Origin of the sequence: Mesorhizobium shangrilense (assembly GCF_040537815.1) — a bacterium.
Lineage (GTDB): Bacteria > Pseudomonadota > Alphaproteobacteria > Rhizobiales > Rhizobiaceae > Mesorhizobium > Mesorhizobium shangrilense.
In genome coordinates this window covers 3,557,142-3,570,618 of record NZ_JBEWSZ010000001.1, presented here as the reverse complement: position 1 = coordinate 3,570,618, position 13,477 = coordinate 3,557,142, and the positions used below count along the sequence as shown (strand labels likewise).

The following is a 13,477-nucleotide window of genomic DNA, read 5'->3' as shown; positions in this document are numbered from 1 at the left end:
AAAAAGCAGGGTTGCCGATTTTGACCGTCCATGATGCACGCCTTCACGCCTTCCGTTCCGATCTCGCCGATGCGAGGTTGAAAGGCGAGGTCGTTGCCGAACGCTTCGTGGCCGGTCGGCCGGCGCGAATTTCGGCCTCCGTGGCGGATGTGCGCAAGGCGCCAGGTCCGGACGCGGGCATCAACACCCAGTTCCTGTTCGGCGACGATGTGCTGGTCTTCGAGGATGTCGAGGGATGGGCCTGGGTGCAGGGCGAACGTGACGGCTATGTCGGCTATGTCGCCGATACGATGCTGGCCGCGCGTGACCATAAGCCAACTCACATCGTCGCGGTGCCGCGCACGTTCGTGTATCCGGGACCGGATCTCAGGTTTCCGCTTAGCGGCCAACTGTCGATGGGATCAACGGTGGCCGTGACGGGAGCGGCCGAAACGCGTGGTACTGGCTATGCGCTCCTGCCGTCCGGTGAGGCTCTCATCGCGGGTCATCTGCGGCCAGTCGATGAGGCTGCGATCGACTATGTCGCGGTGGCCGAGACCTTCCTCGGCACGCCCTATTTGTGGGGAGGTGTCTCCGGCTTTGGCATCGACTGTTCCGGTCTTGTGCAGCTGTCGATGCGCATGGCCGGCAAGGATGTGCTGCGTGATTCCGACATGCAGGCCGCAACCATTGGCGAGCCGCTGGAACCTGGTCCGGATTTTACCGGCTTGCGGCGTGGCGACCTGGTGTTCTGGAAGGGCCATGTCGCCATCATGACCGATGCCGAGACGATGATCCACGCCAACGGCCATACCATGCTGGTGTCGCGCGAAGGGTTGAAGGAAGCCATCGCCCGTATTGGTTATCTCTATGGTGGGCCGACAGGGTTTCGGCGGCCGTAACGCTTCTTCCCTCTCCCCGTAAACGGGGCGAAGGACGCTCCGATCACCTTTTGTTCCGATTCTTCTTGGCGATTGACCCTCGCCGCGCTACCTCTGGCGGGTGACAGAGCAGCCGCGCCTTGCCGAGCAGAATGCCGCCGTCGTCTTGCCCGAACCATTCATCAGATGGTTTGGCGAGAAAGGCTGGTCGCCACGCGCCCACCAGATCGAATTGCTGGCCAAGGCCCAGGCCGGTCAATCCGTGCTGCTGATCGCGCCGACCGGTGCCGGCAAGACGCTGGCCGGGTTCCTGCCTTCGTTGACGGAACTCGCCAATCGGCCCCGGAAGAAGCCCGGTGAGGCGCGACGCGGCATTCACACGCTCTATATCTCGCCCTTGAAAGCGCTGGCCGTCGATATCGAGCGCAACCTCGCCAGGCCGGTCGAGGAGATCGGCCTGCCCGTCACCATCGAGACGCGCACCGGCGACACGCCTTCGCACAAGCGACAGCGCCAGAAATTGGCGCCGCCCGACATTCTACTCACCACGCCCGAGCAACTGGCGCTGCTGATCGCGGCAGGCGATGCCAAGCGTTTCTTCGAGGATCTGCGCTATATCGTGCTCGACGAACTGCATTCGCTGGTGACATCGAAGCGTGGGCATCTGCTGGCGCTCGGGCTGGCACGGCTGCGCAGCTTTGTTCCCGGCCTGCAGACAATCGGCCTGTCCGCTACAGTGGCCGAACCGGACGAATTGCGGCGCTGGCTGGTTAGCCAGAATCCACCAGGTGACATGTCTGAACTGATCGTCGTCACCGGCGGCGCGAAACCTGAAATCTCCATCCTCGATTCGGAAGAGCGCGTCCCGTGGGCAGGACATTCCGCTCGCTACGCCACGCCGGAAATCTACCGCGAGATCAAGCGTCACAAGACCACCCTGCTGTTCGTCAACACGCGCAGTCAGGCGGAACTGCTCTTCCAGGAATTGTGGCGGGTCAATGAAGACACCTTGCCCATCGCGCTTCATCACGGCTCGCTGGACGTCGCTCAGCGGCGGCGGGTGGAAAAGGCGATGGGTGAAAACGCGCTGCGCGCCATCGTCGCCACGTCGACACTCGATCTCGGCATCGACTGGGGCGATGTCGATCTGGTCGTGCATGTCGGCGCGCCGAAAGGCGCCAGCCGGCTGGCGCAGCGCATCGGCCGCGCCAACCACCGCATGGATGAGCCGTCCAAGGCGATCCTCATTCCCGCCAACCGCTTCGAGGTGCTGGAATGCCGGGCCGCGCTCGATGCCAACTATCTCGGCGCACAGGATACGCCGCCGTTGATCAATGGCGGCCTCGATGTGCTGGCGCAGCACGTGCTGGGCTGCGCCTGCGGAGCACCATTCCGCGCCGATGATCTGTTCGAGGAAGTGCGAACGGCCGCACCCTATGCCAGTCTGGATCGGCCGACCTTCGACCGCGTCATCGATTTCGTGGCCACAGGCGGATATGCGCTCAAGAACTACGAGCGATACGCCCGCATCCGCCTGAACAAGGACGGGTTCTGGCGGGTATCCAATCCTCGAATTGCCCAGCAATACAGGCTGAATGTCGGCACCATCATCGAGGTGCCGGCGCTCAATGTCCGCTACGTAAAGGCCGGCAGCAGAGGCTCCGCCTCGCGCGGCGGCCGCATTCTCGGCAAGATCGAGGAGGCCTTCCTCGAAACATTGACGCATGGCGATACGTTCATGTTTGCCGGCAAAATACTTCGTTTCGAAGGCATCCGCGAAAATGAATGCTTCGTGTCGAACGCGCCAGGCAGCGACGCCAAGGTGCCCTACTATGGCGGCGGCAAGTTTCCGCTCTCGACCTACCTTGCCGAACAGGTCCGCATCATGCTGGACGACCCGACGCGATGGAAACAATTGCCGGAGCAGGTGGCCGACTGGCTGCGGTTCCAGGCCAACAGATCGGTGTTGCCCAAGCGGGACGACCTGCTGATCGAGACCTTTCCGCGCGGCAATCGCCATTATCTGGTCGCCTATCCCTTCGAAGGCAGGCTTGCCCATCAGACGCTGGGAATGTTGCTGACCCGTCGCCTCGACAGGGCGGGAGCCAGGCCGCTCGGCTTTGTCGCCACCGACTATGCGCTTGCCATCTGGTCGCTGGGCGACATGGGGTCAATGTTCAAAGCCAGGAAACCTTCGCTTGGCGCGCTCTTTGAACAGGACATGCTGGGCGACGACCTCGAAGCCTGGTTGGCCGACAGCTGGCTTCTCAAGCGCACCTTCCGCAATTGCGCGCTGATTTCGGGGCTGATCGAGAAACGCCACCCGGGCCAGGAAAAAAGCGGCCGCCAGGTCACAGTTTCGACCGACCTCATCTATGATGTGTTGCGCAGCCACGAGCCCGACCACATCCTGCTGCAGGCGACACGCGCGGACGCCGCGACCGGTCTGCTCGATGTCAGCAGACTTGCCGACATGCTCTCGCGTATCCAGGGTCGAATCATGCATAAGAATCTCGAACAGATCTCGCCGCTGGCTGTGCCGATCATGCTCGAAATCGGCAAGATGCCGGTGAATGGCGAGGCCGATGAAACATTGTTGATGGATGCGGCGACGTTGGTCGAGGAGGCCATGGGGCCGGGAATGAGTGAGGGATGAATTTTTCGCTGGCGCGGACATCGCTGATCGCCGAGGCCGATATGGTCGGCATCGCCGGCGAGCGCGCTGTATGCGATCCACGCGGCGTGCTCTACTTTCCCGAGCTCAGGCTTCTGGCAGTATCCGACCTGCATCTGGAAAAAGGCTCGTCGCTGGCCAGGCGCGGCACGCTGATCCCGCCCTACGACACCGGGGCGACCTTGCTGCGATTGCAGGCCGTCATCACCGATTACCAGCCTTCGATCGTCATCAGTCTCGGGGATAGCTTCCATGATGGCGGTGGCGCCGAGCGCATGCATGCAAGCTTCCGCGAACGGCTGGAAACGCTGATGGCCGGCCGCCAATGGTTCTGGGTTGCCGGCAACCATGACCCGGATGCGCCGGCCGACCTGCCCGGAGAAACGGTGCGGGAACTGGCCATCGGCTCGTTGCTGTTTAGGCATGAGCCGTCGAAGCTGCGCGTCGAAGGCGAGATTGCTGGTCACCTGCATCCTTGTGCCCGCATCGTGCAGCAGGGCCGTTCGGTGCGGCGTCGCTGCTTTGCCGGCGATGGCGGACGCATGATCATGCCGGCCTTCGGCGCCTATACCGGCTCGCTCAACGTGCTCGACCGCGCCTATGCCGGGCTGTTCCGGCCGGAAACTCTGATGGCCTACATGCTTGGCGCCGAGCGCATTTTTGCCATCTCCCGCTCGATGCTGAGGCCGGGCTGAAGTCGCTCTTCTAGAGCATGATCCCGAAAAGTGGGAACAGGTTTTCGCGGACAAACGGTTCCCGTTTGTCCAGAGATCATGCTCAAACAAGAAGATAGAGCCGCATCCCGATTCCATCGGGATGGAATAGGCTCTATCGTCCGTAGTAGAGGGTGACCGTATGCTTCGCCTCGGCGAAGAACAGCCAGCGTTCGACCAGCATGCCGGCGAATTGGATGATCGCGGCGAGCACTGACAGCACCGCCGCGAACGGCACTGGCAAGAAGAACGCCGCAATCAGCAGCGCGACAGGCAGAGCGAAGGCCAGCAATTGCGTGATCTGGCGCAGCCGGGCACTGTGCTTGCGCGCTATGCGAAAGCCCATTTCCTTGAGCAGATAATTCTCTTCGGTGTGCGGCCACTCCAGCGACCGCACTGTGCCGCCGGTCAGCCCAGTCGCTGTGTTGGCGGTTGTCGGGATTTCCAGTCGGTCATTGTAGCGCCATGTCGCCAGTTTCCAGCCCCAGCCGAGCAAGGTCAGCAGCACGCAAGCCGCCAGAAGCATCATTGAACCGAGAGCAAAACCCTGGAGCAGCGCGTTCAGCAGCACGCTGCCAGTCATCGCCGAGAAGATGAGATAGCCGGGCAGAGTGAAGCGGCTGTGCCACTGGGCGATCGGTTTCAGCGACGCATAGATCATCCCCGTGGTGCAGACGGTGGCGATCGCACCAATCGCTGCGAGCAGTCCGGCTGCGGCCACCCATCCACCCGCTCTGCCCAACAGAACCCAGCCGATGCCGAACAGCCCGGCCGGGATGAAGGTCAGGACCGACGAAACGCCTTCGCGCGACAGCCATGAACTGCGCCATTGCGAAAAGGCCCGCCAGGCGCGTTCAGGTCTGCCGAGATGACCGGTCGACGATAGGAGCCCGGCGGCGATCAAGCCGAGCGCCAGCCCCATGCCGATGAAGCCCAGCCAGAAATCGGCGGGGATGATGCCGAAGCCCCCGAGCACGCCGAGCAGCGCGAGCAGGCCGTAGCCGGCGCCCGTGGCGGTGGTGAAGAAGACGACGGAGAAGGCTGGATGCATGGCTAGTTCGAAAGCATGCGGTCGACCCAGCCGAGGAAGCCGCCTTCGGCCCGCACCGGTTCGAGGGCTGGCGCGGCCACCGATGCGGCGCGCGTGGTGTTAGCGCGTGGCGGCAGGTATTTGTTGGTTGGCTTGTAACCAAGTTCCGGCATCAGGTCGACGCCGCCACGCTCCGCCACCAGTTGCGAGACAGCTGACTGGGGATCACCGAGATCGCCAAAATGCCGGGCGCTGGTCGGACAAGCCGCGACGCAGGCCGGCACGCGGTCTCCTTCGGCCAGGTTGTCATTGTAGATGCGGTCGACGCACAGCGTGCATTTCTTCATCACGCCGACATCGGTGTCGAATTCGCGCGCGCCATAGGGACAAGCCCAGCTGCACAATTTGCAACCGATGCACTTGTCCTCGTCGATCAGCACGATGCCGTCGGAGGCCCGCTTGTAGGAGGCGCCGGTCGGGCAGACGGTGACGCAGGCCGGTGTCTCGCAATGCAGGCAGGAACGTGGGAAGTTCACCGTGCGCCCGCCCATCTCCGTGGTGTGTTCGTAGCTGTGCACGCGGTTGAACCAGACGCCGTCGACATGGCCGCCATAAGGGTCGATGTCGGTCAGCGGCGCCATGTGGCCGCCGGTGTTCCATTCCTTGCAGGCGGTGACGCAGGCCTGGCAGCCGACGCAGGTGTCGAGGTCGATGACGAGGCCGAGCTTCTTGTCGGTATGGGCTGGAAGGCAAGTCATTCCGCGGCCTCTCTTGCCAGCCGGAAATCGGCGCCGAAGCTCAACTTGTCGGGCGAAGGCTCGAAGTGCGGCGGCTGGTGGAAACGCTCGAATTGCGGCTCGGTGAAGCCAGCTTCCCCGGCCGCGCATTTGACGATGCGCACCCGCAGGTCGAACCATGCCGCCTGGCCGGTGACCGGATCGGAATTCGAATAGCGCTTGCCGTTCGCGTCAGCCGAGGTCTGATCGCCTATGACATGGTTGAGCAGGAAGCCGCGATTGGATTCCGCGGCGTCGTCCTTAAGTCCCCAGCTGCCGCGTCGCTTGCCGATGGCGTTCCAGGTCCAGACCGTGCTTTCGTTCACCCCGTCGATCAGCTTGATCTGTCCCTTCACCCTGCCGTTGATGCTTTCGATCCACACCCAGTCGTCGTCGACCAGACCGAGGCTGGCGCCAGTCCGGTGGTGCACGAACAGCCGGTTCTGGCTGGTGATCTGCCTCAGCCAAGCATTCTGCGAGCCCCAGGAATGATACATGTGCATCGGCCGCTGCGTCAGCGCGTGCAGCGGATATTTCCGCAGGTCCACAACCGCCTCCTCGAAGGGCATGTACCAGAACGGCAGCGGGTCCATATAGGTCTCGATGCGCTGGCGGTCGCCCTCTGGCGGCAACACAGTGCCGTGGCCACGCGCGGCGAGGCGAAAGCGCTGCATCGGCTCCGCGTAGAGCTGGAAAACGATCGGCTCTGCCTTCGGGATAAAACCCATCTGCACCGCGAAATCGAGATAGGAGCGGTTGGCCATCTTGTAGTAGCGCTGGTCGTCAGCGAAATCGTGGTGCCAGAAGCCGCCATTGTCGATGTAGCGTTGCAACTGGTTGGGATTGACCTCGCCCTTGCCGATCGAGGTTTCGTCCTTGCCGCGCCAGCCGGCGAGCGGCCCGATGCCGGGCGTCCGCTCATGGTTGACGATGTAGTCGGCATAATCAGTATATCTGGCCGATCCGTCGTCATTGACGAAGCCGGGCAGGCCGAGCCGGGCACCGAGTTCGATCAGCACCGACTGGAATGGCCGGACGTCGCGATCCGGCTCGACGACGGGATGGCGTATGGCATCGCCTGGCCCGTCGGCATGGCTGATCGGCCGGTCGAGCAGGCTGATGCAGTCGTGTCGTTCGAGATAGGTGGTGTCGGGCAGCACGAGATCGGCGAACGGCACCGTCTCGGAATAATAGGCATCGGAATAGATGATGAAGGGGATCTTGTAGTTACCCGCTTCATCGCTGTCGGTCAGCATGGCGATGGTCTCGACGGTGTTCATCGAGGAATTCCAAGCCATGTTCGACATGTACATCATCAGCGTGTCGATGGGGTACGGATCACTGGCCCAGGCATTGCGGATCACTGTGTGCATCAGCCCGTGCGCGGCAAGCGGCGCATCCCAGGAATAGGCCTTGTCGATGCGGAGAGGCGTGCCGGTCTCATCGACCAACAGGTCGTCCGGCCCGCACACGAAGCCCAGAGGCATGCCGTCGAGCGCCGTCATCGGCCTGGTGGTCTTGCCGGCCGGCTTCGGACCCGGCGGTGCCGATCTGGGGTAGGGCGGCTTGAAGCGGAAGCCACCGGGAACATCCACCGTGCCCAGAAGGACCTGAAGCAAATGGATGGCGCGGCAGGTATGAAAACCGTTCGAATGGGCGGAGATGCCGCGCATGGCATGCATCGCGACTGGGCGCCCCTTGATCGTCTCATGCCGGCGGCCAGCCCAGTCGGTCCAGGCCACCGGCAGTTCGATCGTCTGCTCGAAGGCGACATGAGCGAGTTCAGCGGCGGTCCTGCGGATCGTGTCGGCGGGAATGCCGCAGCGCTCCGCAACGGCATCGGGTGCATAGCTCTCATCGAGGTAGCGGTCGGCGATCAGCTGGAACACCGGCACGCAGCGCCGGCCATCCACGGCAAAGGTGCCGGTCAGTGCGGGTTTGGCGCTGGCGTCGGTGGCGCTGACAGGCGTCTTCGCAATCCTGTCCCAGGCCAGAGGGCTGCCGTCAGCGTCGCGCACGAACAGCCCGTCATCGGCCGCACCCGGCTCCTGGATGACCAGCGTGTGGGCGTTGGTGTAGCGCAAGAGATAGTCGAGATCGACGCGGCCCGCCTTCAGCAACTCATGGATGAGGGCGAAGACGAACAGGCCGTCGGTGCCGGGCCGGATGCCGATCCAGTCATCGGCAATCGCATTGTAGCCGGTGCGGCACGGATTGATCGAAACCACCTTGGCACCGCGCGCCTTGAGCTTGCCGAGCCCGATCTTGATCGGGTTGGAATCATGGTCCTCGGCGACGCCGAACAGCATGAAGTATTTTGTGTTGTCCCAATCGGGTTCGCCGAACTCCCAGAACGAGCCGCCGATCGTGTAGAGGCCGCCGGCCGCCATGTTGACCGAACAGAAGCCGCCATGGGCGGCAAAATTCGGTGTGCCGAAGCAGCTTGCCCACCAGCCGGTCAGCGACTGCGACTGGTCGCGCCCGGTGAAGAAGGCGAGCTTCTTCGGGTCGGTGCGGCGGATGGCCGAGAGCCGCTCCGTGGCGATCGAGAAGGCTTCCTCCCACTCGATCTCGCGGAACTCGCCGGAGCCTCGCGGGCCGGTGCGCAACAACGGCTTTTTCAGCCGTGCCGGGCTGTAGTGCTGCATGATGCCGGAGCTGCCCTTGCCGCAGATCACGCCGCGATTGACCGGATGGTCCTTGTTGCCGTTGATGTAGCGAACCTTGCCGTCCTTGATATGGACGTCGATGCCGCAACGGCAGGCGCACATGTAGCAAGTCGTCTTGGCAATGCTGTCGGAGATGCTGGGCGAGGTATCGACGCCGTCGCCTTCGTCTGGCGCGGTTGTGTCGGCAAGCGGCCGCTGGGAGGGGGCGGAGTTGGCGCCGCACGGCGGTCGGTGGCTCATGATCCCCGCATGCTGTTGCGGTCCGCGGACTTGGCTCTCGTTTTCGGTCCGGGGCCGCGCATGTAGTGCTCTTCAGGATGATAGCGGTCGCCAGCCAACTGCCGCCGAAGGCTCCGGGTCCAATGGGCAAGCAGCGATTTGAACCGCCCGATCATGTGTTCTCTGCGATTCCGATGGGGAATTTTTTCTAACTTCGTTCGAAAACTTAGAATAAAGCTATCGATCCGTCTAATCAGTTGTTCTTGTAAATTCAATCGATATTGGTTCTTAATGCCGCCATGACTCTGGATCAATTGCGCATTTTTGTTGCCGTCGCCGAACGCGGCCACATGACCAAGGCGGCCGAGCTGCTGGGCATTTCCCAGTCGGCCGCGTCCGCCGCCATCCGGGCGCTCGAGGAGCAACACGGCGTCCATCTGTTCAACCGGGTCGGCCGCAACATCGAGCTTGCCCAGACCGGCCACCGGTTCCTGCCGGAGGCCAAGGCCGTATTGGAGCGAGCCGCCGCCGCTCGCGACGTGCTGGAACATGTCTCGCAGACGGTCACCGGCAGCCTGTCGATCGCCGCCAGTCAGACGATTGCCAGCTACTGGCTGCCGCGCCGGCTGGCTTCCTTCCATGAAGCCTATCCCGCCGTCAGGCTGAGCGTCACCATCGGCAACACCAGGCAGGTGGAGGCCAATGTCCTTGATGGAACCGCTGATCTTGGCCTGGTCGAAGGGCGCACCGAATCCGACATCCTGCGTCGGGCCAAGGTCGATGTTGACAGGCTGATGCTGGTGGTCGCCAGCTCGCATCCGGAGATCGCCGAGATCTCTGACGGCCGGCCCGACATCAGGGGGCTGCGCTGGATCATTCGCGAGGGTGGCTCAGGCACGCGCGAGGTTCTGGAGGATCTGGCCCGCCACGAGGGCATTTCGCTGGCCGACCTGCAGATATTCCTGGTGCTGCCGAGCAATGAGGCGGTTCGCCAGGCGGTCGAGGCGGGTGCTGGCGCCACCATCATTTCGGAGCTCGTCGTCGCGCGCGCCGTCGCCGAGGGCAGTTTGCGCTCCGTGCCGATGGAATTGCCGAAGCGCGACTTCGCCATGATCACCCATCGCGATCGCCAGGCAAGCCTGGCCCAGATGGCGCTCAAGGCGCATCTCGGCGCCGAAACCACTGGAAGCAGTTCGGCCTAAATCAACCGAACTTCCGCTGAGCGTCCAGCGCCAGGCCAAGCCCGACCGAGCCGAACATGTCGCCGTCGATGACGGATGCCTGCGGCACCAGCGACAGGATCTCTCGTCTTGCCAGCGGGATCGCCGTCGATCCGCCGGTCAGGAACACCGCTGTGATGTCGGACGGCTTGACCTGGGCATCGCGGATGGTCTGTCCGACCGTGGTGGTGACCCGCTCGATATCCCTGGCAATCGTGGCGTCCAGCCCGCTGCGCGTGATCTCGGCGGCGAACTCCGCGCCCGGCAGTTTCACCGCAACCTCGGCGGATGGCATGTCGGTCAGCTCGATCTTGGCCTTTTCGACCAGTGCCGCTAGCGCGTGCCCATAGCGGTGCTCGACAATGTCGATGAAGCGGTCGACCAGCTCGGCGCGCTCGGCCTCGTAGCGGATCTGGCGCAAATGCGTCATCGCCTTGGCTGTGTAGACCAGGTTGATGCGCTGCCATGTCGCCAGGTCGATGAAATAGCCGGCCGGCAGATTGCGCTTGCCGTCCTTGGTGGGCGTCAGATAGCCGAGCTGCGGCATCACATGGGCGATGCTCAGCAGGCGGTCGAAATCCGTGCCGCCGATGTGAATGCCTCGGCTGGCCAGGATGTCGTCCTTGCGGTCGAGCGACCGGGCACGCTCCGGCGAGACGCGCACGATCGAGAAGTCCGACGTGCCGCCGCCCATGTCGATGATGAGAGCCAGTTCCTCGCGCGTCACCTTTTGCTCATAGTCGAGTGCTGCCGCGATCGGCTCGAACTGGAACGCGATGTGCTTGAAGCCCTGCGCGCGGGCCGCGCTCTCGAGTTCGCCTTGCGCCTTCGCATCGGCCTCCGCATCGTCGTCGACGAACTGTACCGGACGGCCCAGCACCACCGTATCGACCGCATCTCCAGAATCCTCCTCGAGCCGCTTCTTCAGATGGCTGAGAAACAGCCCGACGATCTCCATGAAGCCGATCGATCGCGACTTGATGCGCGTCTTTTCGTGGGCGAGCGAACTGCCGAGCACGCTCTTCAGCGAACGCATCAGGCGTCCTTCGACACTGTCGGTATAATTGGCGATGGCATGGCGCCCGAAACAGGTGCGGTTGTCCTCGAAATTGAAGAACACGGCACTGGGCAGCGTGACCTGGCCGTCCTCTAGCGCGACGAGGCGCGGCTGCCCGTTCCGGACCACGCCAACGGTGGAGTTCGAAGTGCCGAAGTCGATGCCGGCGAATGCTGATCGCATGACCTGATCCTGAATATCTGTGGCGAGCGGATTGGCGCGGCGAAGGCGCGCCGCTGTCGGGGGAGGACTGCTCGAACCGAATTGCTTTTATCCGCCAAATGGCTTGGGGGTGGCGGTCTAGCGCATGACCCCGAAAAGGGAAACCCTTTTTTCGAAGGGATCGGTTCCTAAAGCGCGCCGCGTCTGAACGGATTCATGCGACGCGCTTTAGGTCTTTGTTCTTGTGCATGTCGTTCTCCCAAAACCGGGGCCATTTTTGGCCGACATGCACTAATCCCGCCGGAAGATCAGCCGTCCGAGCCAACCAGTCACCATCGCCAGCGATACGGCGAAGACGCCGTAGAGAAAGGAATAATCGTGGGCGACCCGGAAGATCGACTGCTCGAAACCGGATTTGCGGATTTCGAGCTGGGCGGAGCTTTCCTTGATGAACAGGCCGCTCTTGAACAGGAAGGCGCGCGCCTTGTGGGTACCGACCGGAACGTTGGGAGCGAGCCTGACAGTGGCGCGGAACAGGTTCTGCGACAGGAACTGCACACCGCCGACATTCTCGCTGTAGAGGCCGGTCGCTGATTTGCGTTCGCGCAGCGCGGCGGTGAATTCCTGGATCGTGGAAGGGCTGTTGCTGGGATCGGCTGGCTGCATGTAGAGGTTGGAGGCGCCGAGCGACAGCTGCTTGTAGCTGTTCGGCTCGGTGATGTCCTGTAGCGGCCGCGTCGTCGCCACGGAGTAGGAGACCGGCACATTCTCGAAGGTCTCGGACTCCAGATTGACCCATACGCCAAGTACCCGGTCCTTGCGCCGCACCACCACCGGTTTGGGCGGCCCCTCGAGCACGACGATGACGTCGTAGCGCCCCTGGCGGGCGACCAGCGGGTCCGGGTTTTCAAGCGAGCCGAAGATGGTCAGGTCGGCGCCGGAAAAGCCGGCGGTGATCGAGACCTTGTCGGTGGACAGGCCGATCTGGATGCCTTCCGCCACAGGCGTCTGTGCTGATGTCGGTGAGGCCACCGCGACCAGCGACAGGAAGACGGCAGCGGCGAATGCCCTCGGATCCGGCATCAGTTCAGGCCCGCGCCGGACAGCGAAAAGAGGTTGGGCGGCGTCACGAAGAGATCGATGGCAAGCCGTATCGCCACCGCCAGGACCAGTAGCGCCAGCAGTGCCCGGAGCTGTTCGCCACGCAGCTTCTGGCCGGCCTTGGCGCCATATTGAGCACCGGCGACGCCGCCCGCCATCAACAGGAACGCAAGCATCACATCGACGGTCTGGTTGGTGGTGGCATGGACCAGCGTCGTGTAGGCCGAGGTGAAGATGATCTGGAACAGCGATGTGCCGATGACGACGTTGGTCGGCACTTTCAACAGATAGATCAGCGCCGGCACCATGATGAAGCCACCGCCGACACCCATGATCGACGACAGGAAGCCGATCGCGGCACCCAGGCCAAGCACCGGAATGACGCTGACGAACAGCTTCGACGCCCTGAACCGCATCTTTAGCGGCAGGCGGTGGATCCAGTTGTGCTGACCTGATTTCTTCAGCACCGGCGCGGCTCCGCTGCGGGTGGCGCGCAAGGCATTGACGCTCTCGACCAGCATTAGCCCGCCGACAGTGCCGAGCAGCACGACATAAAGCAGTGAGATGAACAGGTCGAGCTGGCCGAGCCGGCGCAGGAAGCCGAACACGAATATGCCGCCTGTCGAACCGACAATGCCGCCGGCCAGAAGCACAGCGCCGAGCTTGAAGTCGAGCGTGCCGCGCTTCATGTGCGACAATGCGCCGGAGAAGGATGAGGCGATGACTTGGTTGGCCCCGGTGGCGACCGCGATGGCCGGCGGAATGTTGTAGAAGATTAGCAGCGGCGTGATGAGGAAGCCGCCGCCGACGCCGAACATGCCCGACAGGAAACCCACCGCCGCGCCCATGGCCAGCAGCACGAATACGTTGACGGAAATTTCCGCGATCGGGAGATAGATGCCCACCCGTCAGTCTCGATCAGTTGTCTCCGGATGAATGCAGCCGTTGCGGGCATTCCGCGCCGAAGAGCACAGTTTTCTTGCGCCAGCGGCACGG

Annotated in this window: 10 protein-coding genes; 4 read left to right on the top strand and 6 right to left on the bottom strand. The window is 63.1% G+C overall.

From position 1 onward, the window contains the following. The first annotated feature begins 20 nt into the window (after positions 1–20). From ABVQ20_RS17435 to pdeM, 3 genes are all read left to right on the top strand, one after another. Positions 21–881 (top strand): C40 family peptidase, encoded by an 861-nt coding sequence (locus ABVQ20_RS17435; RefSeq protein WP_354462199.1) that lies wholly within the window; start codon positions 21–23, stop codon positions 879–881. Between the two features lie 100 nt (positions 882–981). Then, entirely contained in the window at positions 982–3,516 is a 2,535-nt protein-coding gene (locus ABVQ20_RS17430; protein WP_354460748.1) for a ligase-associated DNA damage response DEXH box helicase, read from the top strand. Further along, complete coding sequence (gene pdeM / locus ABVQ20_RS17425; RefSeq protein WP_354460747.1) at positions 3,513–4,229, top strand: ligase-associated DNA damage response endonuclease PdeM; 717 nt, start codon at positions 3,513–3,515, stop codon at positions 4,227–4,229. The genes ABVQ20_RS17430 and pdeM overlap by 4 nt, the downstream gene beginning before the upstream one ends. A gap of 133 nt (positions 4,230–4,362) precedes the next feature. Here the strand turns inward: pdeM and ABVQ20_RS17420 are convergent, their stop codons facing one another. Genes ABVQ20_RS17420 through ABVQ20_RS17410 form a run of 3 tightly spaced genes read right to left on the bottom strand, consistent with a single transcriptional unit; the run spans position 4,363 to position 8,962 of the window. Then, positions 4,363–5,298, bottom strand: coding sequence for a dimethyl sulfoxide reductase anchor subunit family protein (locus tag ABVQ20_RS17420; RefSeq protein WP_354460746.1), 936 nt, complete (start codon positions 5,296–5,298; stop codon positions 4,363–4,365). A gap of 2 nt (positions 5,299–5,300) precedes the next feature. Continuing rightward, a complete protein-coding gene (locus tag ABVQ20_RS17415) occupies positions 5,301–6,035 on the bottom strand; it encodes a 4Fe-4S dicluster domain-containing protein (RefSeq protein ID WP_354460745.1) in 735 nt (244 codons plus the stop codon). Next, the gene (locus ABVQ20_RS17410) at positions 6,032–8,962 is read right to left on the bottom strand and encodes a molybdopterin oxidoreductase family protein (RefSeq protein WP_354460744.1); all 2,931 of its coding nucleotides are present in this window, start codon (positions 8,960–8,962) and stop codon (positions 6,032–6,034) included. Before ABVQ20_RS17410 ends, ABVQ20_RS17415 begins: the two co-directional genes overlap by 4 nt. A gap of 278 nt (positions 8,963–9,240) precedes the next feature. On the opposite strand from ABVQ20_RS17410, the gene ABVQ20_RS17405 reads away from it, so the two are divergent. Beyond that, entirely contained in the window at positions 9,241–10,143 is a 903-nt protein-coding gene (locus ABVQ20_RS17405) for a LysR substrate-binding domain-containing protein (RefSeq protein ID WP_354460743.1), read from the top strand. A 1-nt stretch (position 10,144) separates the two neighbouring features. Here the strand turns inward: ABVQ20_RS17405 and ABVQ20_RS17400 are convergent, their stop codons facing one another. From ABVQ20_RS17400 to ABVQ20_RS17390, 3 genes are all read right to left on the bottom strand, one after another. After that, entirely contained in the window at positions 10,145–11,401 is a 1,257-nt protein-coding gene (locus tag ABVQ20_RS17400; protein ID WP_354460742.1) for an Hsp70 family protein, read from the bottom strand. Between the two features lie 270 nt (positions 11,402–11,671). After that, positions 11,672–12,463, bottom strand: coding sequence for a TIGR02186 family protein (locus tag ABVQ20_RS17395; RefSeq protein WP_354460741.1), 792 nt, complete (start codon positions 12,461–12,463; stop codon positions 11,672–11,674). Further along, positions 12,463–13,386: a sulfite exporter TauE/SafE family protein gene (locus tag ABVQ20_RS17390; protein WP_354460740.1), complete on the bottom strand. Its 924-nt coding sequence runs from the start codon at positions 13,384–13,386 to the stop codon at positions 12,463–12,465. The genes ABVQ20_RS17395 and ABVQ20_RS17390 overlap by 1 nt, the downstream gene beginning before the upstream one ends. Positions 13,387–13,477 lie beyond the last annotated feature (91 nt).